Annotated in this window: 18 protein-coding genes and 1 tRNA gene; 14 read left to right on the top strand and 5 right to left on the bottom strand. The window is 73.2% G+C overall.

Going from position 1 to position 21769, the window contains the following annotated elements:
• Positions 1-48: 48 nt before the first annotated feature.
• The gene (gene hrpA / locus J3P30_RS03190) at positions 49-3900 is read right to left on the bottom strand and encodes an ATP-dependent RNA helicase HrpA (protein ID WP_210479486.1); all 3852 of its coding nucleotides are present in this window, start codon (positions 3898-3900) and stop codon (positions 49-51) included.
• A 238-nt stretch (positions 3901-4138) separates the two neighbouring features.
• Between hrpA and J3P30_RS03185 the strand changes: the two genes are divergently transcribed.
• From J3P30_RS03185 to J3P30_RS03170, 4 genes are read left to right on the top strand one after another with little or no spacing between them, the layout of a single operon-like run.
• Positions 4139-4978, top strand: a complete 840-nt coding sequence (locus J3P30_RS03185) for an aldo/keto reductase (protein WP_210479485.1) — start codon at positions 4139-4141, stop codon at positions 4976-4978.
• Positions 4975-6168 carry an MFS transporter gene (locus tag J3P30_RS03180; protein ID WP_246852931.1) on the top strand — a complete coding sequence of 398 codons (1194 nt, stop codon included), beginning with the start codon at positions 4975-4977 and terminating at the stop codon, positions 6166-6168. Before J3P30_RS03185 ends, J3P30_RS03180 begins: the two co-directional genes overlap by 4 nt.
• Positions 6165-6986, top strand: coding sequence for a sulfite exporter TauE/SafE family protein (locus J3P30_RS03175; protein ID WP_210479484.1), 822 nt, complete (start codon positions 6165-6167; stop codon positions 6984-6986). Before J3P30_RS03180 ends, J3P30_RS03175 begins: the two co-directional genes overlap by 4 nt.
• Positions 6983-8830, top strand: coding sequence for a thioredoxin domain-containing protein (locus tag J3P30_RS03170; RefSeq protein ID WP_210479483.1), 1848 nt, complete (start codon positions 6983-6985; stop codon positions 8828-8830). Before J3P30_RS03175 ends, J3P30_RS03170 begins: the two co-directional genes overlap by 4 nt.
• A gap of 28 nt (positions 8831-8858) precedes the next feature.
• Here the strand turns inward: J3P30_RS03170 and J3P30_RS03165 are convergent, their stop codons facing one another.
• Positions 8859-10475, bottom strand: coding sequence for a dolichyl-phosphate-mannose--protein mannosyltransferase (locus tag J3P30_RS03165; RefSeq protein ID WP_210479482.1), 1617 nt, complete (start codon positions 10473-10475; stop codon positions 8859-8861).
• A 76-nt stretch (positions 10476-10551) separates the two neighbouring features.
• On the opposite strand from J3P30_RS03165, the gene rsmI reads away from it, so the two are divergent.
• From rsmI to J3P30_RS03135, 6 genes are all read left to right on the top strand, one after another.
• Positions 10552-11370 (top strand): 16S rRNA (cytidine(1402)-2'-O)-methyltransferase, encoded by an 819-nt coding sequence (gene rsmI, locus J3P30_RS03160; RefSeq protein ID WP_210479481.1) that lies wholly within the window; start codon positions 10552-10554, stop codon positions 11368-11370.
• Between the two features lie 70 nt (positions 11371-11440).
• The gene (gene metG / locus J3P30_RS03155; protein WP_210479480.1) at positions 11441-13036 is read left to right on the top strand and encodes a methionine--tRNA ligase; all 1596 of its coding nucleotides are present in this window, start codon (positions 11441-11443) and stop codon (positions 13034-13036) included.
• Complete coding sequence (locus J3P30_RS03150; RefSeq protein WP_210479479.1) at positions 13033-13989, top strand: TatD family hydrolase; 957 nt, start codon at positions 13033-13035, stop codon at positions 13987-13989. Before metG ends, J3P30_RS03150 begins: the two co-directional genes overlap by 4 nt.
• Positions 13986-14843, top strand: a complete 858-nt coding sequence (rsmA, locus tag J3P30_RS03145; RefSeq protein ID WP_210479478.1) for a 16S rRNA (adenine(1518)-N(6)/adenine(1519)-N(6))-dimethyltransferase RsmA — start codon at positions 13986-13988, stop codon at positions 14841-14843. The genes J3P30_RS03150 and rsmA overlap by 4 nt, the downstream gene beginning before the upstream one ends.
• A gap of 52 nt (positions 14844-14895) precedes the next feature.
• Positions 14896-15825 carry a 4-(cytidine 5'-diphospho)-2-C-methyl-D-erythritol kinase gene (locus J3P30_RS03140; RefSeq protein ID WP_210479477.1) on the top strand — a complete coding sequence of 310 codons (930 nt, stop codon included), beginning with the start codon at positions 14896-14898 and terminating at the stop codon, positions 15823-15825.
• Positions 15826-15896: 71 nt separating this feature from the next.
• A complete protein-coding gene (locus J3P30_RS03135) occupies positions 15897-17711 on the top strand; it encodes an ABC-F family ATP-binding cassette domain-containing protein (RefSeq protein WP_210479476.1) in 1815 nt (604 codons plus the stop codon).
• 18 nt (positions 17712-17729) lie between these two features.
• On the opposite strand, the gene J3P30_RS03130 is transcribed toward J3P30_RS03135, so the two are convergent.
• On the bottom strand, positions 17730-18023 hold the full coding sequence (locus J3P30_RS03130; RefSeq protein ID WP_210479475.1) for a DUF4287 domain-containing protein: 294 nt from the start codon (positions 18021-18023) through the stop codon (positions 17730-17732).
• Positions 18024-18066: 43 nt separating this feature from the next.
• Positions 18067-18564, bottom strand: coding sequence for a MarR family winged helix-turn-helix transcriptional regulator (locus J3P30_RS03125; RefSeq protein ID WP_210479474.1), 498 nt, complete (start codon positions 18562-18564; stop codon positions 18067-18069).
• A gap of 88 nt (positions 18565-18652) precedes the next feature.
• Between J3P30_RS03125 and J3P30_RS03120 the strand changes: the two genes are divergently transcribed.
• The 4 genes from J3P30_RS03120 (at position 18653) to J3P30_RS03105 (ending at position 21127) form a co-directional block, all read left to right on the top strand.
• Positions 18653-18724, top strand: a tRNA-Gln gene (locus J3P30_RS03120).
• A 172-nt stretch (positions 18725-18896) separates the two neighbouring features.
• Entirely contained in the window at positions 18897-19691 is a 795-nt protein-coding gene (locus tag J3P30_RS03115; protein ID WP_210479473.1) for a hemerythrin domain-containing protein, read from the top strand.
• Positions 19692-19764: 73 nt separating this feature from the next.
• A complete protein-coding gene (locus J3P30_RS03110) occupies positions 19765-19950 on the top strand; it encodes a hypothetical protein (RefSeq protein ID WP_210479472.1) in 186 nt (61 codons plus the stop codon).
• Positions 19951-20200: 250 nt separating this feature from the next.
• On the top strand, positions 20201-21127 hold the full coding sequence (locus J3P30_RS03105) for a hypothetical protein (RefSeq protein WP_210479471.1): 927 nt from the start codon (positions 20201-20203) through the stop codon (positions 21125-21127).
• Here J3P30_RS03105 and J3P30_RS03100 read toward each other — a convergent pair.
• A complete protein-coding gene (locus J3P30_RS03100; protein ID WP_210479470.1) occupies positions 21124-21618 on the bottom strand; it encodes a GNAT family N-acetyltransferase in 495 nt (164 codons plus the stop codon). The genes J3P30_RS03105 and J3P30_RS03100 overlap by 4 nt on opposite strands.
• Positions 21619-21769: the final 151 nt, after the last annotated feature.

Here is a 21769-nt window from a genome sequence, read left to right as displayed (position 1 = left end):
CACAGCTGTTGTTCCTGCCGCGCGGATGGCGTTGCTGCCGCGGCCGGATCAGGAGGCGCCGAGGGCGCGCGTGACGCGCTGCAGGGACACCGGGCCCACGGCGCCGAGGTGCTGCGCGAACAGGCTGAGCCGCAGCTCCTCGAGCATCCAGCGGACCTCCGCGAGGCGCGGCTCGGCGTCGGCCCGGAGCGGGAGGGTGCCGCCCGCAGCCAGGTACCGCTCGGTCGCGGCCTGCACCTCGTTCAGCCACACCCGGTCCCGCCCCGGGTTCTCGCGCAGCTTCGCGATCCGCGCGGTGATCCCTTCGAGGTACACGGGGACGCGGCGGAGGCGCTCGATCCCGGTGACCGAGACGAAGGCGGGGTGCACGAGCGCGTCCAGCTGCGCGCGGGCGTCCGTGAGGGCGGGCAGCAGCGCGAGGCTCGTCGCGCCGCGGATGGCGGCGTCGGCCTGACGGGCGCCGGTGAGCACCCGCGCGGCGAGGGCGACGGCGGCGAACAGGTCGTCGACGACGTGCCCGGACACGTCCTCGCGCACCGCGTCGAACTCGGCGCGCGTCCACAGCAGGCCGTCCGGGATGCGCGCCCGCAGCCGGGCCTCGATGACCGCCGCCAGCGCGTCGTCGAACAGCGCTCGAGCGCTCGGGTAGGGGCTCGTGGCCAGGGCCACCTTCTCGGCCCCGGTGAGGTGCTCGTTGAGGTAGGAGACGGGGGAGGGGATCGCGAGCTGCAGGAGACGCAGGACGCCCCGGCGGTGCATCGCGGCCTGCTCGGCCGCCGTGCCGAAGAGGCGGACGTCGACGGTCGTGCCGCGGTCCACGAGGGCCGGGTAGGCGTGCACGCGGCTGCCTCCGCGGCGGAGGTCGAGCTCGCGCGGCAGCTCGTCGACGTCCCAGACGGTGAGACCGGTCCGCTCGATGGACGGCGCCGGGGACTCGTCCCGCTTCGCCCGCGCGTCGAACAGCTTCGACACCGACTCGCGGGCGCGCTCGGAGAAGCGCTCCTGCAGCTCGGCGAGGTCCTTGGAGATCCCGAGGCGGCGTCCGCGGTCGTCGACGACCGCGAACGACATGCGCAGGTGCGCCGGCAGCCGCTCGGGGTCGAAGTCCTCCGCTGCCGCCGCCGTCCCGGCCGCTCGGCGGATCGCGGTGGCCAGCGCCGCGGCGATCGGCTCGTCGTGGGGTCCCGGCGGCAGCTCGGCCATCAGCTTCTCCGCCCACTGCGCGGCCGGCACGACGGTCCGGCGGATCGCCTTCGGCAGGGTCTTGAGCAGCGCCGCCACGAGCTCCTCGCGCAGCCCCGGGACCTGCCAGTCGAAGCCGGCCGCGCTCATCCTCGGCAGAAGGGGGAGAGGGATCTCGACGGTGACGCCGTCGTCGACGGCGCCCGGCTCGAACCGGTAGCGGAGCGTGAGGCGCTGGTCGCCGGTGCGCCAGGTGGTGGGGAACGCCTGGACGTCCGGCATCCCCTCGTCCTCCTCCTCGAGGAGGTCGGCGCGGCTCATGGTCAGGAGGCCGGGCGCTTCCTTGCGGGCCTCGCCCCACCACGCCTGGAACGCGGTGACGCTCGCGACGTCCGACGGGACGCGAGCGTCGTAGAAGTCGAGGATCGACTCGTCGCCCGAGAGGATGTCGCGGCGCCGCGTCCGCTCCTCGACCTCGCCGAGCTCCCGGACGAGGCGGGCGTTCGCGCGCTCGAACTCGAACGCCGGATCCTTCGACCGGTCGAGGTGCGACGGCCACTCCTGCTGCACGAGCGCGTGCCGCAGGAACAGCTCCCGCGCCTCCGCGGCGTCCACCCGCGACCACTGGATGCGCCGGCGGACGACGAGGGGGACGCCGAACAGGGTCACCGTCTCGTACCCGACGGCAGCGCCCTGCCGCGCCTCCCAGTGCGGCTCCGAATGGTTCCGCTTTACCAGGTCGCCCGCGAGCCGCTCCGCCCAGGCCGGGTCGATCGCGCCGACGGTGCGCGCGAAGAGCCGCGACGTCTCGACGAGCTCCGCCGCCATCACGGCCGACGGGGGCTTCTTGGCGAGCGGCGAGCCGGGGAAGACGGCGAACTTCACGCCGCGCGCCCCCAGGTACTCGACGTTGCGGCGGCGCTTGTCCTTCGCGTCCTTGCCGCCGCTGCGCCCGTCCTTCGCGGCGGTGCGCTGGTCCACGACCCCGATCTGCGACAGCAGCCCGGAGAGCAGCGAGCGCGCGATCCCGTCCGGATCGACCCGCGGCTCGCCCGAGCGGATCCCGATGCGGCGCGCGAGCCGGTCGAGCTGCCGGTAGACGTCCTGCCACTCCCGGACGCGCAGGTAGTTGAGGAACTCGCTGCGGCAGAGCCGCCGGAACGCGCTCGACGACAGCTCGCGCTGCCGTGCCTCGAGGTGGTTCCAGAGGTTCAGGAGCGAGAGGAAGTCGCTCGTCGGGTCGGCGAAGCGCGCGTGCGACTGGTCCGCCTGCTCGCGCTTCTCCGCCGGCCGCTCCCGCGGATCCTGGATGCTCAGGCCGGCGACGATCGCGAGCACCTCGCGCACGACGCCGTTGCGCTTCGACTCGAGCACCATGCGGCCGAAGCGCGGGTCGATGGGCAGCCGCGCGAGGTCGCGTCCCGTGCGGCTGAGCCGGCCGTCGCCCGTCAGCGCGCCCAGCTCGCGGAGCAGCTCGAACCCGTCCCGGACGCCGCGCTTGTCGGGCGGCTGCAGGAACGGGAAGTCCTCGATGTCGCCGAGATCCAGGTCGAGCATCTGCAGGAGGACGGCCGCGAGCCCGGTGCGGAGGATCTCCGGATCCGTGAACTCCGGCCGGCGCTCGAAGTCCTCCTCGGAGTAGAGGCGGATCGCGATCCCCTCGCTCGTGCGTCCGGCGCGGCCGGCCCGCTGGCTCGCGGAGGCCTGCGAGATCGGCTCGATCGGCAGCCGCTGCACCTTCGAGCGCGCGCCGTAGCGGGAGATGCGCGCCGTCCCGCCGTCCACGACGTACTTGATGCCCGGCACGGTGATGCTCGTCTCGGCGACGTTGGTCGCCAGCACGATGCGGCGCCGGATCCCCGGCGCCCGCGACGTGTCGAAGACCCGGTGCTGCTCGGCGGCGGACAGGCGCCCGTAGAGCGGGAGCACCTCGGTCCCGGGCAGGTTCCGGGCGCGGATCGCGTCCTCGGCGTCGCGGATCTCGTTCTCGCCGGACAGGAAGACGAGGACGTCGCCGGGTGGTTCCGCCGCGAGCTCGTCGAGGGCGGCGACGATGCCGTCGAAGAGGTCGCGGTCCTCGCGGCGCTCGCCGTCCTCGGACTCCTCGCCCACGAGGGGCCGGTAGCGGATCTCGACCGGATAGGTGCGGCCGGAGACCTCGAGCACCGGCGCGGGAGTGCCGTCCGCCGCGGCGAAATGCTCCGCGAAGCTCTGCGGGTCGATCGTCGCGGACGTCACGATGAGCTTGAGGTCGGGACGCTGCGGGAGGAGGCGCTTCAGGTAGCCGAGCAGGAAGTCGATGGTGAGGCTGCGCTCGTGCGCCTCGTCGATGATGATCGTGTCGTAGCGGCTGAGCATGCGGTCGTGGCTCAGCTCGTTGAGCAGGATGCCGTCCGTCATCAGCTTGATCCGGGTGTCGGCGCTCGCCTTGTCGGTGAACCGCACCTGGTAGCCGACGAGGCCGCCCAGGTCGACGCCGAGCTCCTCCGCGATGCGCTCCGCGATCGTCCGGGCGGCGATCCGCCGCGGCTGCGTGTGGCCGATCGACTGGCGCCCCAGCTCGAGGCAGATCTTCGGCAGCTGCGTCGTCTTGCCCGAGCCGGTCGCGCCCGCGAGCACGACGACCTGGTGGTCCCGGATGGCCGCCGCGATCTCGTCCTTCGCCGCGGAGACGGGCAGCTCCGCGGGGTAGGTGATGGCGAGCGCGTCGAGAGACATGAGCCCTCCATGGTAATTCCGGCATGCCTCGCGTCCGTGACCGGTGAGAGGGATGCCCGGGGTTGCGCCGTTCAGGAGATCCGCCGACCGGCACGGCGTGTCGTCCTGAACCGGGGGCGAAAGCGGCCGTCTGTCCTGATCCGCTTCGCATCTCCTGAACCGCGGACCGGGCGTGCGGCTGGCGCAAGCCCCGACCGCCGGTTTCAGGATGCGCCGACCCCGATGGAAGAGTTGACGTATGACGTCGACCAGCACCGTCCCCACCGTGACCCTCAACGACGGAACCGAGATCCCGCAGCTGGGCTTCGGGGTGTTCCAGGTGGAGCCCGAGCGGACCCAGGAGGTCGTGGAGAGCGCCCTCGAGATCGGCTACCGGCACATCGACACCGCCGCCATCTACGGCAACGAGAAGGGTGTCGGCAGGGCGATCGCCGCCTCCGGCATCCCGCGCGAGGAGCTCTACGTCACGACCAAGCTCTGGAACGCGAACCACAAGCGCGACAGGGCGCTCGCCGCCTTCGATGCGAGCATGGAGAAGCTCGGCCTCGACTACGTCGACCTCTACCTCATCCACTGGCCGGTCCCGATGTACGGCGAGTACGTCGAGGCGTGGAAGACCCTCGAGGAGATCCTCGCGACCGGCCGCACGAAGACGATCGGCGTCTCCAACTTCCTCCCCGAGCACCTGCAGGCCCTGTTCGACGCGAGCGACGTCGTGCCCGCGGTGAACCAGATCGAGCTGCACCCGGAGCTCCAGCAGCGCGACGTCGTCGACTTCTGCGCGCAGCACGGGATCGCGATCGAGGCCTGGTCCCCGCTCGCGTCCGGGCAGATCGTGGACCGCGAGGACGTCGCCGCGATCGCCCGGAAGTACGGCAAGACCCCGGCGCAGGTGACCCTCCGCTGGCACCTCGACGAGGGCCGGATCATCTTCCCGAAGTCGAACGACCCGGGCCGCCAGCGCGAGAACTTCGAGATCCTCGACTTCTCGCTGACGCCCGAGGAGCTGGCCGTGTTCGACGCCCTCGACTCCGGCCGGCGGGTGGGGGCCGACCCCGCCACCGCCTCGTTCCGCTGAGCGCGGAGGCGGGCGCCGGCCTCGGCGCCCGGGTCGCCGCCTACCTGCTCGCCTCGATCCCGCTGCGGCTCTCCGTCTCCGGCGCCGGAGTGGCGCTCGCGGTGCTCGCGGTCGAGGAGACGGACAGCGTGGCGCTGGGCGGTGCGCTCATCGCGGCGCTGCTCGCGCCGAGCGTCGTGCTCGCCCCGCTCGCGGGCGTCGCCCTCGACCGGTCGCGCGCGCCCCGCGTCCTCGTGTTCGGCGGCGCGCTCGGCACCGCGGTCGCCCTGGCGATCGCGGGGCTGCTCGGCATCCTCCCGACATGGGTGGTCGTCATCTCGCTGCTCGTCGCGGGATGCTGCACGCCGGCGTTCTCCGGCGGGCTCAGCAGCTTCGCGGCCGACGTCGTGCCCGGCCATGAGCGCGCGTTCGCGAGCGACACCCTGTCCTACAACATCGCGGGCGTCGCCGGTCCCGGCCTCGCGGCGCTCGCCATGGCGGCGGGATCCGGGAGGCTCGCGCTCGAGCTCCTCGCGGTCATCGCGGCGGCGGGCGCCGTCGGCGTCCTGCTCCTGAAGCTGCCGGCGCGGCCCGTTCCCGACGAGCCGTCGTCCGTGGTGGGCGACGTCGGCCGGGGCATGCGGCACCTCGTGAGCCACCGGCCGCTGGCCCTGTCGACCCTGTCCGGGACTCTCACCCAGCTCGGCGGCGGCGCCCTGCCGATCGCGGCCGTCGCGCTCGCCTCGGAGCGCGCCCGCACCGTCGCGGACGCGGGCTGGATCATGACGGCCTTCTCGATCGGCGGACTGGTGAGCGCGCTCGTGAGCGCCTGGCGCCCCGTCCGGCGCTGGGCGCCGCACACCGTCATGCTCGGCAGCTTCGCCGCGACCGGCGGGTTCACCGTGGTGAGCGCGTTCGCGCCGAACTACACGCTGACCCTGATCGCGATGGGGCTCGCGGGCCTGTTCACGGCTCCCGGCGTCGCCGCCATGCTCACCATCCGCCAGCGGGAGAGTCCACCGACAGTCCGGTCGCAGGTGTTCACGGTGGGCGCCGGTCTGAGAGGATCGGCGGCGGCGGCGGGCGCCGCGATCGCCGGGGGACTCGGCCTGATCGGGGCCGTCCCGCTCACAGTCCTCGTCGGCGCGGTCTGGATCGCGAGTGCCGCCATCCTGCTCCTTCCCCGCGGCATCTCGGAGGCCTACGAATGACGACGACCGCTCCCGCTCGCACACCCTGGCTCGCGCTCATCGGTGTCGGGGTGATCGGGGGCTTCCTCTCCGGCCTCTTCGGGGTCGGCGGAGGCGTCGTCATGGTGCCCCTCCTCGTCGCGCTCGCGCGCTTCGACCAGCGGCGGGCCTCCGCCCTGTCCCTCGCCGCGATCATCCCCGCCGGCATCGTCGGCGCGTCCGGCTACCTCGTGAACGGTCAAGTGAACCTGCCGGCGGCGATCGCCCTCGCGGCGGGGGCGATCCCGGGGGCGCTCCTCGGGGCCCGCCTGCTGCGGCGGATCCACCTGGGACTGCTGCGCTGGATGTTCATCGCGCTGCTGCTGCTCGTCGCGCTGCGCATGGTGCTCGTCGTGCCGGAGCGCGGCGCCGAGATCGAGCTCGAGTGGTGGCTCCTCGTGATCCTGGCCGGGATCGGGCTCCTCGTCGGCATCGCGTCCGGGCTGTTCGGCGTCGGAGGCGGGATCATCATCGTCCCCGTCCTCGTCGCCGGGTTCGGGATCGGCGACCTGCTCGCGAAGGGGACGTCCCTCACGGTGATCATCGCCTCGAGCGCGATGGGCACCGTGACCAACGTGCGCGGCGGTCTCGTCCGTCTCCGCGAGGCGCTCGTCGTCGGGGTCGCGGCCTCGCTCCTGTCGCTCGCCGGCGTCGCGTGCGCGTTCCTCCTCTCGCCCGAGGTCTCGGCGATCGCGTTCGCGGCGCTGCTCCTGCTGAGCGCGGCTCAGCTCGCGATCCGCTCGCTGCGGGGTCAAGGGGGGAGACGACGCCGCAAGCGCGGGACTACCGTGTCGGAATGAACCGCCTGGCCGACGCCGTCAGCCCGTACCTGCGCAGCCACGCGGACAACCCGGTGGACTGGCGGCCCTGGGGCGAGGAGGCGTTCGAGGAGGCCGCCCGGCGCGACGTCCCCGTGCTCGTGTCCATCGGCTACGCCACCTGCCACTGGTGTCACGTCATGGCTCGCGAGAGCTTCTCCGACCCGGACCTCGCCGAGTACCTGAACGAGCGGTTCGTCGCGATCAAGATCGACCGCGAGGAGCACCCGGACGTCGACTCCACCTACATGGCGGCCGCGTCCGTCTTCACGCCGAACCTCGGCTGGCCCCTCAACGTGTTCACGACCCCGCAGGGGCGGGCCTTCTACGCGGGCACCTACTCGCCGCCGAGCCCGATGCTCGGCCACCCGTCCTTCCGTCAGGTGCTCCAGGCGGTCGACGAGGCCTGGCGCGATCGCCGGGACGAGGTCGAGCGCAGCGCGGCGGGCCTCGCCGCGGCCCTGGTCGAGCCGGTGCTGCCGCCGGAGGGACCCGCGGCGGTCGACTTCGCCGCGGTCGCCGAGCAGCTCCTGTCGTACGAGGACCGCGAGCACGGCGGCTTCGGGGGTGCGCCGAAGTTCCCGATCGCGCCGGTCGTCCTGATGGCCCTCCGCCTCGGAGCCTCCGACGTGCTGCACGAGCCGGCGCGCGGGGCGGTGGCCGACCTCGCCCGCCGTACCCTCCGCACCATGGCGTACTCCGGCCTCCGCGACCCGATCGAGGGCGGATTCTTCCGGTACGCGACCAAGCGGGACTGGACCGAGCCCCACTACGAGCGGATGCTCTACGACAACGCCCAGCTCCTGCGCGCGTACGCCGAAGCAGGGAACGAGGAGATCGCGGCAGGCATCGTGTCCTTCCTGCAGAGCATCCTCCGCCGTCCGTCCGGTGCCTTCGGGTCGGCGCAGGACTCGGAGAGCTACATCGACGGAGAGCGCAGCGAGGGCGGCTACTACGCGCTCGACGCCGAGGCGAGGCGCAGCCAGCCGGCACCCGCCGTCGACGGGAAGGTGCTGACGGGGTGGAACGGGCTCGCGATCGGCGCCCTCGCCACCGCTTCGCTCCGGCTCGGCCGGCCCGAGTGGGCGGAGCTCGCCCGCACCGCGGCGGACGCCGTGCTCGCCTCGGCTCGGCAGGGGCGCCGGCTCCTGCGGGCGACCCTCGACGGTCGCGCGTCGCCCGCCCCGGCGACGCTCGAGGACTACGGGATGCTCGCGCGGGGACTGCTCGAGCTCGCGATCACGACGGCGGAGCCGGGCTATGCGGTCGCCGCACGGGAGCTCGTCGACGACTGCCTCTCGGCGGGTCGGGGCGGTGCCTTCGCCGTGCCCGGCGGTCCGGACTCCACGCTCGCCCGTCGAGGGCTGGCCCTGCCGAGCGACCCGGGCGAGGGCGCCTACCCCTCGGGTACCAGCGAGATCGCGGTCGCATCGATGCTGCTGTTCGAGCTCACGGGGGAGGACCTCTACCTCCAGGCCGCCGAGCGCGCACTGGCTCCTTTCGCGGCGCTCGCGGAGTCGCGCCCCGTCTCGCTCGGGGCGGCGCTCGAGGCGCTCCTGCGGATGCGGAGCGCCGGCGCGGCCCTGCTGCTGATCGGGCCGCCGGATCCCGAGCTCGAGGACGTGGCGCGCTCGGCGCCGATCGACATCGTCGTCCGCGCGTCCGAGGAGCAGGCCGCGGCCTTCGCGGAGTCGGGGTTCCCGCTGTTCGCCGACCGCGCGGCACGCGACGGCCGGGCGACCGCCTACCTCTGCGAGGGCTTCGTCTGCCGCCTCCCGGTGCAGGAGGCGTCCGAGCTCCGCACCGCGCTCAGCACCGCGGCCTGAGGCGGCACGGGCACGCTGCAGTGGCGGGTCACACCCAGCTGGCGAGCCAGACGTGCATCTGCCAGAACCAGAACGGGGTCTGCACGCCCGTCCACAGCGGGTAGAAGAACGCGCTGACGAGCACGACCACGACGAGGAACACCGCGATGACGCGGCGCGCGACGATCGCCCGCTCCTCCGACACGGTCTCGCCGCGGCGTCCCGTCCCCACCGCCGCGATGACCGCGGTGAGCGCGAGCAGGAGGTAGGGCTCGAACGCGATCGAGTAGAACTGGAACATCGTCCGAGTCGGGTACAGCAGCCAGGGCAGGTAGCCCGCCGCGACGCCCATCAGGATCAGCCCGTGCCGCCAGTCCCGGTAGCGGGCGAACCGGTAGACGAGATATCCCGTGGCGGCCACCGCCGCCCACCACAGGATCGGGTTGGCGATCGACCACACGATCTCGGAGCAGTAGTCGAAGGCGCACCCGTTCTCGCCCGCCGCGCTGCCCACGTAGTACACCTGGGTCGGACGCGCGAGCAGCGGCCACAGGATCGCGGGCGTCGCATAGGCGTGCGTCGCGCTCAGCCCGGTGTGGAAGGAGTAGATCCCGGCGTGCCAGTGCCACAGGTTCTGCAGCACGTCGGGCACCCAGGCGAGCACACCGGTCCAGCGCTCGCCGCCCTGCGCGATCCAGTTGCGGTCGTACCCGCCCGAGGTCACGAGCCAGCCGGTGAAGCTCGCGAGGTACGCGGCGAAGGCCGCGGGCACCATCGTGACGAACGCGAGCGGCGCCTGGCGGAGCAGGGTCGCCGGCAGCCAGCCGTCCGCGCCGGCCCGCCGCCAGGCGAGGGCGTCCGTGACGACCACGTAGAGGCCGAAGGCCGCGAGGAAGTAGATCCCGGACCACTTCACGGCACAGGTGAGGCCGAACGCGATCCCCGCCGCGAGCAGCCAGGGGCGCCAGAGGAGGAGCGGACCCCACCCGGTCGCTCCGTCCGGCGGGCGGGACTCCTGCCACTGCGTGAGGCGGCGATCCCGCTCTCGGCGGTCGAGGAGCACCGCGCCGAAGCCGAGCAGGGCGAGGAGCATCACGAAGGTGTCGAGCAGGGACACCCGCGAGAGCACGATCGCCAGTCCGTCGATCGCGAGGAGCGCCCCGGTGAGGACCCCGAGGGCGGTGCTGCGGAACAGGGCCGTCGCGATGAGCGTGAGCAGCAGGACCGCCAGCGTGCCGGCGAGCGCGACCGAGAAGCGCCAGCCGACCGGGTTCTCCGCGCCGAACAGGGCGAGGCCGACCGCGATCAGCCACTTCCCGAGGGGCGGGTGCGCGGGGTAGGACGGGGCGCCCGTGAACTCGTCGACCTTCCCGGCGCTGAAGTCCGCGTCGGTGTAGTCCTCCGGCCAGGCGCCCTCGTAGCCGAGGTTGAGGAGCGTCCAGGCGTCCTTGACGTAGTACGTCTCGTCGAACATCAGGGTCGCGGGATGCGCGAGGTTCCAGAAGCGGAGCACGGCCGCGAGGAGCGTGACCGCGAGCGGTGCCGCCCAGCGCCAGCCCGGCCACCCCGCCGCGCGGTCCGCCGCCGGGAGCGCCGCCACCGCGTCGTCCTGAGCGGCGGGCGCGTCCCGCGGGGCGCGCCGGAAGAGGACGGTCGCGCGCGGCACCGCCCCATGATAGGCGCGGCCCCTCCGGGACCTCCGCGCCATGCGGACGCCGGGGTGGTGGAGCAGACTGAGGGTCATGCTGGTGCTGGGGGCGACGCCGATCGGGAATCTCGGCGACGCCACACGACGCCTCGTCGACGCGCTGTCGACGGCTTCCGTCGTCGCCGCCGAGGACACGCGGGTCACCCAGCGTCTCCTCGCGGGGCTCGGCGTCGAGAACAGGCCCCGCCTCGTGTCGCTCAACGAGCACACCGAGCGCGACCGCATCCCCGAGCTCCTCGCGCTCGCCGAGGAGGGCGACGTCCTCGTCCTGAGCGACGCCGGGATGCCGACCGTGTCCGACCCCGGGTACCGGCTCGTGACCGCCGCCGTCGAGGCCGGGATCCGGGTCACGGTGCTGCCCGGACCGTCTGCGGTGCCGACGGCCCTCGCGGTATCCGGGCTGCCGACCGACCGGTTCGCGTTCGAGGGCTTCCCGCCGCGGCGCCCCGCCGAGCGTCGGGCCGCCCTCGCAGCCCTCGCCCGCGAGCCCCGGACGCTCGTGTTCTTCGAGTCGCCGCAGCGCCTCGCGGACTTCCTCGCCGACCTCGCGGCCGCCTTCGGCCCCGAGCGCCGGGTCGCAGTGTGCCGCGAGCTCACGAAGCTGCACGAGGAGGTCGTGCGCGGCACCGCGGCCGAGGTCGCGGCGTGGGCGGCGGACGGGGTCCGCGGAGAGATCGTCGTGGTGGTGGCGGGCGCGGCGCCCGTCGAGGTGTCCGAGGAGGACGCGGTCGGCCAGGTGCTCGCCCTCGTCGGGGAGGGCGTCCGCCTCCGCGAGGCGTCGGCCGAGGTCGCGGAGGCGACCGGCCTGTCCCGGCGCTCGCTGTACGAGGCCGCGCTGCGCCGCCGCCCCTGACCGCGTCGAGCACGCGGGGCCGCCGTAACCCGGCCGGGGCCGCCGAACCCGCGCGCCTAGGATTGTCGGCATGTCCTCCGGCGCGTCCTTCTACATCACCACGCCGATCTTCTACCCGAGCGACGTGCCCCACATCGGACACGGGTACACCGAGGTCGCGGCGGACGTGCTGGCGCGCTGGCACCGCCAGTCGGGGGACGACACCTGGCTGCTCACCGGCACCGACGAGCACGGGCAGAAGATGCTGCGGACCGCGTCGGCGAACGACATGACGCCGCGCGAGTGGGCGGACCGGCTCGTCGAGAGCTCCTGGCTGCCGCTGCTCGACACCCTCGACATCGCGAACGACGACTTCATCCGCACCACCCAGGAGCGGCACGAGACGAGCGCGGCGGCGTTCCTCCAGCACCTCTACGACACCGGCTTCATCTACACCGGCGACTACGAGGGCTACTACTGCGTCGGCTGCGAGGAGTACAAGCAGCCGAGCGAGCTCGTCCCGGGCACGGGTCCGTTCGAGGGCGAGCTGGTGTGCGCCATCCACTCGAAGCCGGTCGAGCTGCTGCAGGAGCGGAACTACTTCTTCCGGATGAGCGAGTTCCAGGACCGGCTGCTCGCCCTGTACGAGGAGCGGCCGGACTTCGTGCAGCCGGAGAGCGCCCGCAACGAGGTCATGTCCTTCGTCCGGCAGGGGCTCGCCGACCTGTCCATCTCCCGGTCGAGCTTCGACTGGGGCATCCAGATCCCGTGGGACCCGCAGCACGTGGTCTACGTGTGGTTCGACGCGCTGCTCAACTACATCACCGCGATCGGCTACGGGCGGGACGACGAGAACTTCCGCCGCCGCTGGCCGGGCATCCAGCTCGTCGGCAAGGACATCCTCCGCTTCCACGCCGTCATCTGGCCCGCGATGCTGATGGCCGCCGGCCTCGACGTCCCGAAGCACGTGTTCGCGCACGGCTGGCTCCTCGTGGGCGGCGAGAAGATGTCGAAGTCGAAGCTGACCGGCATCGCGCCGAGCCAGATCACCGATGTCTTCGGCTCGGACGCGTTCCGCTACTACTTCATGCGGTCGATCACCTTCGGGCAGGACGGCTCGTTCAGCTGGGAGGACCTCTCCGCCCGCTACCAGGCGGAGCTCGCGAACGGCTTCGGCAACCTCGCCTCCCGCGTCGTCGCGATGATCACCCGCTACTTCGACGGGCGCGTTCCCGAGCCCGGCGCCCTCGCCGAGGCGGACGAGCGGATCCGAGCGACCGTCGCCACGGCCGCGGCGGAGGCGGATGCGGCGATCGAGCGCTTCGCCATCCACGAGGCGATCGGCGCGATCTGGGCGATCGTCGAGGAACTCAACGGCTACATCACCGAGCAGGAGCCGTGGGTGCTCGCGAAGAAGCCGGAGCAGCGGGAGCGGCTGTCGACGGTCCTGTACACCGCCGCCGAGGGGCTCCGTGCGCTCACCGTGCTCCTGTCGCCGGTCATGCCGGCCTCCACCGCGAAGCTCTGGTCGGCGCTCGGTGCGGAGGCCACGCTGGGCCCGCTCCTCGAGCAGCCGCTGCGCGAGGCGGGGACCTGGGGCCGGCTTCCCGCCGGGGCGACGGTGTCGGCGCTCGAGGCGCTGTTCCCGCGCATCGAGCAGGAGGCGGGCGTCGGGGCCGCCCGGTGAGCGAGCAGGATTCGAGCCCGTCCGCCTACGTCCGCCAGCGGAACACGACCGAGGTCAACGGGACGTCCCGCGACCTCACCTATCCGCCGCTGCCGGAGGGGCTCACCGTCCCGGTCTACGACAACCACACCCACCTCGAGATCGCGGACGGCGTCGAGCCGCTGACCTACCTCGAGCACCTCGACCGTGCGTCGAGCGTCGGCGTCCGCGGTGTCGTGCAGGTGGGCGGCGACCTCGAGACGAGCCGCTGGTCCGCCGAGGTGGCGGCGAACGAGCCGCGGATGCTCGCCGCGGTCGCGATCCACCCCAACGAGGCGCCGAGGTACGCCGCCGCGGGAGCGCTGCAGAGCGCCCTCGAGGAGATCGCGGAGCTCGCGACCCGGCCCCGGGTGCGCGCGATCGGCGAGACCGGCCTCGACTTCTTCCGCACGGGGGAGGACGGCCGCGCCGCGCAGTACGAGAGCTTCGAGGCGCACATCGAGATCGCCAAGCGCAACGGCCTCGCGCTGCAGATCCACGACCGCGACGCGCACGACGAGGTGGTGCGGACGCTGAAGCGCGTAGGTGCGCCGGAGCACACGGTCTTCCACTGCTTCTCGGGGGACGAGGTGCTCGCCCGGATCTGCGCCGACAACGGCTGGTACGCCTCCTTCTCCGGCAACATCACGTTCAAGAACGCCGAGCGGCTGCGCGAGGCGCTCGACGTGATGCCGCGGGCCCTGCTCCTGGTCGAGACGGATGCGCCGTTCCTCACGCCCGACCCGCTGCGGGGTCGCCCGAACGCGCCCTACCTGATCCCGTACACGCTGCGTGCGATGGCGGCCCGGCTCGGCGCGGACGTGTCGATGCTGGCCGCCCAGATCTCGTCGAACACCGAGCTCGTCTACGGGTCGTGGGGCGACGACCCGCCCGTCCCCGACGCCGACGCCCCTCGCCCCAGCGCCCTCGCATGACGGACCGGCCCTCGGCGCTGCTCGGCCCCGCGGAGATCCGCGAGCTCGCGACCCGGCTCGGCGTGAACCCGACGAAGAAGCTCGGCCAGAACTTCGTGCTCGACCCGAACACGGTCCGCCGGATCGTCCGGACCGCCGGGGTGCAGGCCGGGGAGACGGTCGTCGAGGTGGGGCCGGGGCTCGGCTCCCTCACGCTCGGGCTCCTCGAGGCGGGCGCCTCCGTCGTCGCGGTCGAGATCGACGGGCGCCTGGCCGAGCAGCTGCCCGCCACCGTGCGGGAGGTCGGCGGAGAGGACGCCGTCGCCCGGCTCACGGTCGTGCACGCCGACGCCCTCCGCGTCACCGAGCTGCCGTCCCCCGTCCGGCTCGTCGCTAACCTGCCGTACAACGTGTCCGTGCCCGTCCTGCTGCACTTCCTCGAGACCTTCCCGAGCATCCGCGCGGGCGTCGTGATGGTGCAGGCCGAGGTGGGGGAGCGGATCGCGGCCGTCCCGGGGTCCAAGGTCTACGGGTCGCCGAGCGTGAAGGCCGCCTGGTACGGGCTGTTCCGGGTGGTCGGCCAGGTCGGCAGGCAGGTGTTCTGGCCCGTGCCGAACGTCGACTCGGTGCTCGTGTCCTTCGTCCGCCACTCGGCCGAGCCCGGTCCGCCCGACCTCCGGGCCGAGACGTTCCGGCTCGTCGACGCCGCCTTCGGCCAGCGACGCAAGACGCTGCGGCAGTCGCTGTCCGGGGTCCTGGGCGGCGCCGACAGCGCCGCCCGGATACTCGCGACCGCCGGAGTCGATCCCTCCGCCCGCGGAGAACGCCTGACCGTCGGGGATTTCCTGGACATCGCGCTCGCCGCTCGCAGTTGAGGTCCGCTCAGCAGCGTCGGAGCCGGTTCTGCGACGCCGCTAGGTTGGATCCATGACCACGTCGGCCTCGCCCGTGCGCGTGAGAGCGCCGGGCAAGATCAACGTGTTCCTCCGGGTGGGGGCCCTGCAGGAGGACGGCTACCACGACGTGTCCACCGCCTACCAGGCGGTCTCCCTCTGCGAGGAGGTCCGCGCGTTCCCCGCACCCGACTTCTCGGTCGGCTTCGACGGACCGATCGACTGCTCGCAGCTCGCGACCGACGGCACGAACATCGCGATCCAGGCCGCCCGGGCGCTCGCGCGGCGCACCGGGTTCCGCGGCGGCGTGCGCCTGGAGATCACCAAGCGCGTGCCCATCGCGGGAGGCATGGGCGGAGGCTCCGCCGACGCGGCCGCCACCCTGCTCGCGTGCGACACCCTGTGGGGCACCGACGTGGGACGCGAGGAGCTGCACACGCTCGCGGCGCGGCTCGGCGCCGACGTGCCGTTCGCCCTGATGGGCGGCACGGCGATCGGGACCGGACGTGGCGACCGGCTGAGCCCCGCGCTCGCGAAGGGGCAGTTCCACTGGGTCCTGGCCTTCGCCGATTTCGGCATGAGCACGCCGCAGGTCTACGACGAGCTCGACCAGCACCGGGCCCGTCACGCCCTCGACATCTTCCCCGCCAGCGGCCAGCCGATGATCGACACCGGCGTCCTCCAGGCCCTGCGGGCCGGTGATCCGCACATGCTCGCCGAGTCCCTGCACAACGACCTCCAGGCGCCGGCGCTCCACCTCGCCCCCGCCCTCGCGAGCGTGCTCGAGCTCGGCGAGCGGAACGGCGCGCTCGCCGGCATCGTCTCCGGCTCAGGCCCGACGATCGCGTTCCTCACGCCCGACCTCGACGGTGCGATCTCGCTCCAGATCGCGCTCTCCGCGGCCCGTCTCACGGTCGCCCGGGTGACGGGCCCGGTGTCCGGCGCCCGCGTCGTCGCGGACTGAGGCGCTTCCCACCGTTTCGCCCTGAGCGGGACCGGCCGGGTCCGCGTGTCCCATCGCCTACCGTTGGACCAGTGGCACATCTCCTCGGCGCCGAACGGCTGCACCTCGAGTACCCGACCAAGGTCGTGTTCGACGAGGTCACCCTGGGTCTCGCGGACGGGGACCGCGTCGGGATCGTCGGCCGCAACGGCGACGGCAAGTCGTCCCTGCTGCGCCTCCTCTCGGGCGAGCAGGAGCCGGACGGCGGACGCGTCACCCGGCGCGGCGGCATCCGCGTGGGCGTCCTCACGCAGCGCGACGAGTTCGGCGCCGCCGGCACGGTCTCGCAGGCGATCGTCGGCGAGACGCCCGAGCACGAGTGGGCGGGCGACCCGCGCATCCGCGACGTCATCGCGGGCCTCGTCGCCGACCTCGACTGGCACGCGCCGCTCGGGGAGCTGAGCGGAGGCCAGCGCCGCCGCGTCTCCCTCGCGGCCCTCCTGGTCGGCGACTGGGACGTCCTCCTCCTCGACGAGCCCACGAACCACCTCGACGTCGAGGGCGTCGACTGGCTCGCCACGCACCTCAGGTCCCGCTGGCCCGCCAACACCGGGGCGCTCGTCGTCGTCACGCACGACCGCTGGTTCCTGGACGAGGTGTCGACCGCGACGTGGGAGGTCCACGACCGCATCGTCGAGCCGTTCGAGGGCGGGTACGCGGCCTACGTGCTGCAGCGCGTGGAGCGCGACCGGATGGCGGCCGCCGCCGAGACGAAGCGCCAGAACCTCATGCGCAAGGAGCTCGCCTGGCTCCGGCGTGGCGCTCCTGCCCGCACCTCGAAGCCGAAGTTCCGCATCGACGCCGCCAATCAGCTCATCGAGAACGAGCCGCCTCTCCGCGACTCGGTCTCCCTCGCCCGGCTCGCCACCGCCCGCCTCGGCAAGGACGTCGTCGACCTCGAGCACGTCTCCTACCGGTACGACGGCGACACCCCCCGAGAGGTCCTGCGCGACGTGGAGTGGCGGATCGCGCCCGGCGAGCGCACGGGCATCCTCGGCCGCAACGGCGCGGGCAAGAGCACCCTCCTCCGGCTCATCGACGGCTCGCTGACGCCCACCACGGGACGGGTCAAGCGCGGCAAGACGGTGCGCGTCGCCGAGCTGTCCCAGCAGCTGGACGAGCTCGACGAGGTGGGCGACGACCGCGTGAGCGACGTCGTCGGGCGGCTCCGCCGCGGCTACGTGAGCGGGACCGGGTCGTCCGCGGTCGAGCTCACCCCCGGGCAGCTGCTCGAGCGGCTCGGCTTCACAAGCGCCCAGCTGTCGACGCCGGTGCGGGACCTGTCCGGCGGGCAGAAGCGGCGCCTCCAGCTGCTGCTGATCCTGCTGGAGGAGCCGAACGTCCTGATCCTGGACGAGCCCACGAACGACCTGGACACCGACATGCTCGCCGCCATGGAGGACCTGCTCGACTCGTGGCCGGGGACCCTGCTCGTCGTCTCGCACGACCGCTACCTGCTCGAGCGGGTCACCGACCAGCAGTACGCGGTGCTCGACGGACGGCTCCGCCACCTCCCGCGTGGAGTGGAGGAGTACCTCTCCCTGCGCCGGGCGGAGGAGCGAGCCGCTGCCGACGCCCTGCGCTTGGCCCCTGGCGGGGCGGCTCCGGCCTTCGCTTCGGACCTGACCGGGGCCGACCGGCGAGCAGCCGAGAAGGAGCTCGCGTCCGTGGACCGCCGACTGGAGCGGGTGCAGAAGGAGCGCGACGAGCTGCACGCGGCGTTCGCCGAGCACGACCAGTCCGACTACGAGGGCCTGCTGCGTCTGCAGGAGCGGCTGGCCGACCTCGACGCCCGCGAGGGCGAGCTCGAGACGCGCTGGCTGGAGCTCAGCGAGCTCCTCTCCTGACTCCGCCGGATCGCGGAGTCAGTACCCCTCCGGCTTCGTCGCCACCCCGTCCAGCCAGAGGTGGTCCTTCGGATCCCGATGCGTGCCCGTCGTTCCCACGAACTTCGGATCGATGCTCGCCCCGTTCTTGATGACGTGCACCATCGCCATGCCGTGCCCGCGGCCGAGGCCGTAGTCCTGCGCGAGCCACTCGAGGATCGGTCCGGCCTTCGAGTCGGGGCCGAAGTCGCGCTCGCGGGCGAGCTCCAGCAGCTGCCGCGGGGTCAGCCCCGTCTTCTTCTCGACCGCGTCGAGATAGGCCTGGAAGGACATCCGCGTCTTCTCCTGATCGGTGTCTGGCTCGGCCGCCTGCGTCTCAGGCGGAGTCGAACGAGTGGCTGAGCTTGCGCAGGAGCGACGCCACGCGCTCCTGGTCGCTGCGGGAGAGCCCTTCCAGCAGGTCCGCCTCGGCGACGAGTAGCCGCTCGATCGCGGCGTCCACCCGCGAGCGGCCCTCGGGCGTGATGACGACGAGCACGCCCCGGCCGTCTCGCGGGTCGATGCGCCGCTCCACGAGCGACCGCTCGACGAGGCGGTCGATGCGGTTGCTCATCGTCCCCGAGGAGACGCCCGTCAGCGACAGCAGCTCCTTGGGACTCAGCTGGTACGGCGACCCCGACCGGCGGAGCGGGGCGAGGACGTCGAACTCCCACGGCTCGAGCCTCGCCGTGGCGAACGCGGCCTTCCGCGCCCGCTCCAGCTTCCGCGCGAGGCGGGTGACCCGGGACAGCACCTGGAGCGGCGTGAAGTCGAGCTCGGGGCGCTCCCGCTCCCATGCCGCGACGATGCGATCGACCTCGTCGTGGCTCGGCATGCCCCCATTATGGCGAGCCCCCGCGACCCCGTTCGGGCGGAACCCGTCTGGCAGACTGGCGTGTGCTTCGCCGTGCCCCGCGAAGCGGTCCGCCTTGGTGTAACGGCAGCACGACAGCCTTTGGAGCTGTGAGGACCAGGTTCGAATCCTGGAGGCGGAGCCGGGCCGCCTCGAGCGGCTGCAGCAAGGCCGCGAGAGCCTCCTCGCGCTCCGTCCCGGTGCATCGACGCCCCCGCCCGGCTCGCGTCGCCGATCTGCGTCTCCGTCAACCCGGTTCCGCTTCCGGGCGCCCGTCCCGTTCACTGACGAGTCGAGGACGAAGGGAGGCCGCGATGCGGTCGGTGGCGGAGCAGAGCACGGACGAGCTGGGAGGACGGATGAGCGTCCTCGCTCGGCAGAAGAGCGACCACGTCGTTCTGAACGGGCTGCTCGAGGAGCTGCAGGGGTCCTCCGGCTCCGCCCAGCAGCACGCGCTGCTGCGGATCTACCGGCTCGTGTTCCCGCACGCGTTCGCCGAGGAGTCGGTGCTCTGGCCCGTGATCCGCCGCGCGCTGCCCGAGGGGGATGAGCTCACCCTCGAGGTGGAGCGGGAGCATCAGGAGGTCAACGAGCTCGTCACGACACTGGAGACGCTTCCGGTCGGCGATGCGCGGCGGGTGCCCGTCCTCGACCGGCTCGTCGAGGTGCTCCGGGAGGACGTGCGCGACGAGGAGGACGAGCTCTTCCCGCGCCTCCAGACCCGTGTGGGCCGGCGGCAGCTCCAGCTCCTCGGCGTGGCGTGGGAGGTCGTGCGGCGGATCGCGCCCACCCGGGCGCATCCCGTGGTCGCCCGCCGCCCTCCCGGCAACGTCGTCGCCGCGCTGCCGCTCACGGCGGTCGACCGCCTCCGGGACGCGGTCGACGCCCGCCGCCTCCGGGGCGGTGCCGCCCCGCGCCCCGCTCTCGACTGGGTCAGCCGCGGCCTCACCCGTACGGCGCACGCGATCGAGCACCTGCCTCTCCTGGGCCGTGGGGAGGACCCGTCGACCCGGCGAGGAGATCGGGCGGCGGGCTTCCCGTGGGGGACCGCTGCCGGTGCGGCCGCGCTCGTGCTCGCCGTCGTCGCGCTCCTGCGCCGGCGCAGGTAGGAGGCGGACGGCCGCCGTCACCGTCGTCACGGGAACCCGAGCCGGCGCGGCCGCCCGAGCGTACATTGGAGACATGGCACAGCCGGCACCCGCGGCATGGACCGACCCGCGCGAGGACATCGAGTGGAGCGTCCTGATGGCGAACGGCCGCCTGGCCCCGCGGGCGTTCGCCGACCGTGCCGCCGCCGAGGCGTGGGCCCGCCCCGACGAGGGCGACCGGGTGGTGTCGTTCAACCGCATCTGCGAGTGCGACAGCTGAGGCGCGGCGTCGCCGTCACGGCGCACTGCTGATCAGGGTCTGCTCGGAGCGAGCCCGCGTGGTCGACTCCGGCGCCGGGATCGGGGCCCGGACGAGTCATGTCTCGGTCATCCTCGTTGTCCCGGGCGTGCTCGAGGTGCTGCTCCCTCCGTGCTCGCCGGCTGCGTCGTCGGCCTCGGGCTCGTCAGCGACGCCGGGCACGAATCCGCGGGGGCCGGGCTCTGCCAGGATGGGCGGGATCGGGGGTTCGATGAGCGAGGCGCCGCACGCGGATCCGGACGCGCTCGAGCAGAGGCCCGAGCAGCGCGGCCGGCGTCCCCTCGGCCCGACAGCCCTCCTCGCGATCGGGGTCGGCGCCGGCCTCCTGGGTCTCGTTCCCTGGCTCCTCACCGGGATGCGGCTCCCGCTGCAGAACCTCTGGGCGGAGAGCACGGCCGCCGACGCGATGCCGATCGCGCTCCTGCCGCTCAGCCAGTACGCCGTGACCCTCATCGCAGGGCTGGTCGTGACCGGGTCGGCGGTCGCCGGACTCGTCGCCCGGTCCGCGCGCGCCCGCGGAAGCGTGCTCTGGCCCGCGCTCGGGGTGCTGCTCGTCCATGCGGTCGCGGGCGTGCAGAGCGCGGTGGTCGTCGGCGACGGCGTGGAGCAGAGCGCGCGCGGACGCCTGTATCTCGCGGCGGTGGTCGGCGTCGTCGTCCTGTCGATCGCGATCGGCCTCGCCGTGCTGCTGCTCGAGGCGCGAGCGCCCGTGCCCGGCGCCGCGGTCGGGTTCGCCGTCGGCGCGCTGGCGGCCGGGATCTGGCTCAACGGCCTCGTCGCGCCGTTCGGGTCCCTCCCGCCGGCGGGCGCGTACGAGCTGCTCGCGCTCACGAACTGGGTGCCGCCGATCCTCGTCGGCCTCGCCGTCGCGTGGTGCGGAGTCCGAAGTCTCAGCCGCATCGCCGGTGCGGTCGGTGCGCTGCTGGTCCTATGGGTGGGCGCCGCCGCCATTCCTGCCGTGTCGGCTGCGGCGGGAACGCGCGTCCTCGCGGCCCATCCGCTCGAGATGCTCGACTACGGCCTCGGGGTCTTCCTCCTCCGCCTCGGGATGCCGGAGCTGGTGCTCCCGCCGCTCGCCGTCGCCGTCGTGGTCGCCCTGGCGGGGTCCGTCGTGCTCCGTCGGCGGCGCCGCGGCTAGCTCCCCTCGGGCAGAGCCAGCCAGTCGTCCCAGGTGATGTCCCGGCCGATGAGCCGGGGCCTCCGCAGGGGCCAGTCCGCCGCCAGCCACTGCGGCACGAAGCGGTCGAGCGCCTCCTCCACCGCGGAGCCGACGTACTCGTCGCGGACCCACCACGACACCTCGGCGTCCGCGCCCGGCTTCTCGGGCGGATCGATGTACACGCAGCCGATCAGCTCCGTCTCGCCCGCGTCGAAGAGGGCGTAGTTGAACGACTCGTGGCGCTCGATCTCCTCGGCGTGCCGCTGGAGGTCCTCCCGGTCCGCGTCCCGGGTCATCGTCGAAGGCGGCCAGCCCCAGGCCCGGCCGTAGATGGACCACAGGCGCTCCTGCGACCCCATGACGGCGGGCATGTCGAGGTCGACGTCGTCGGCGCGGATCGGGCGCAGGTGATGCCCGGTGGGAAGGGGGACCTTCGCGGGATGCTCCCACCCCTCGGGCAGCCAGGCCACGGCGTCTCCTCTTCTCCCGTCGAGTGCAGCCGGGCGGGCACCCGGCCGACCCATCGTAGGAGCCGCTCCGGATCGGCCGCTCGGATCGGGAGGACACTCGGTGAGACGCGCGGCGGTGCCTCCCGAGGAAGGCGCTCGGCCGTCGCTACGA

Source organism: Naasia sp. SYSU D00948 (assembly GCF_017916515.1).
GTDB lineage: Bacteria > Actinomycetota > Actinomycetes > Actinomycetales > Microbacteriaceae > Naasia.
This window is presented reverse-complemented; position numbering and strand designations above follow the sequence as displayed.

Coding starts and splice junctions, on each gene's coding strand:
- hrpA (WP_210479486.1), bottom strand. CDS start 3,900: ATGTCTCTCGACGCGCTCGCCATCACCTACCCCGCGGAGCTGCCCGTC.
- J3P30_RS03185 (WP_210479485.1), top strand. CDS start 4,139: ATGACGTCGACCAGCACCGTCCCCACCGTGACCCTCAACGACGGAACC.
- J3P30_RS03175 (WP_210479484.1), top strand. CDS start 6,165: ATGACGACGACCGCTCCCGCTCGCACACCCTGGCTCGCGCTCATCGGT.
- J3P30_RS03170 (WP_210479483.1), top strand. CDS start 6,983: ATGAACCGCCTGGCCGACGCCGTCAGCCCGTACCTGCGCAGCCACGCG.
- rsmI (WP_210479481.1), top strand. CDS start 10,552: ATGCTGGTGCTGGGGGCGACGCCGATCGGGAATCTCGGCGACGCCACA.
- metG (WP_210479480.1), top strand. CDS start 11,441: ATGTCCTCCGGCGCGTCCTTCTACATCACCACGCCGATCTTCTACCCG.
- rsmA (WP_210479478.1), top strand. CDS start 13,986: ATGACGGACCGGCCCTCGGCGCTGCTCGGCCCCGCGGAGATCCGCGAG.
- J3P30_RS03140 (WP_210479477.1), top strand. CDS start 14,896: ATGACCACGTCGGCCTCGCCCGTGCGCGTGAGAGCGCCGGGCAAGATC.
- J3P30_RS03130 (WP_210479475.1), bottom strand. CDS start 18,023: ATGTCCTTCCAGGCCTATCTCGACGCGGTCGAGAAGAAGACGGGGCTG.
- J3P30_RS03125 (WP_210479474.1), bottom strand. CDS start 18,564: ATGCCGAGCCACGACGAGGTCGATCGCATCGTCGCGGCATGGGAGCGG.
- J3P30_RS03115 (WP_210479473.1), top strand. CDS start 18,897: ATGCGGTCGGTGGCGGAGCAGAGCACGGACGAGCTGGGAGGACGGATG.
- J3P30_RS03110 (WP_210479472.1), top strand. CDS start 19,765: ATGGCACAGCCGGCACCCGCGGCATGGACCGACCCGCGCGAGGACATC.
- J3P30_RS03105 (WP_210479471.1), top strand. CDS start 20,201: ATGAGCGAGGCGCCGCACGCGGATCCGGACGCGCTCGAGCAGAGGCCC.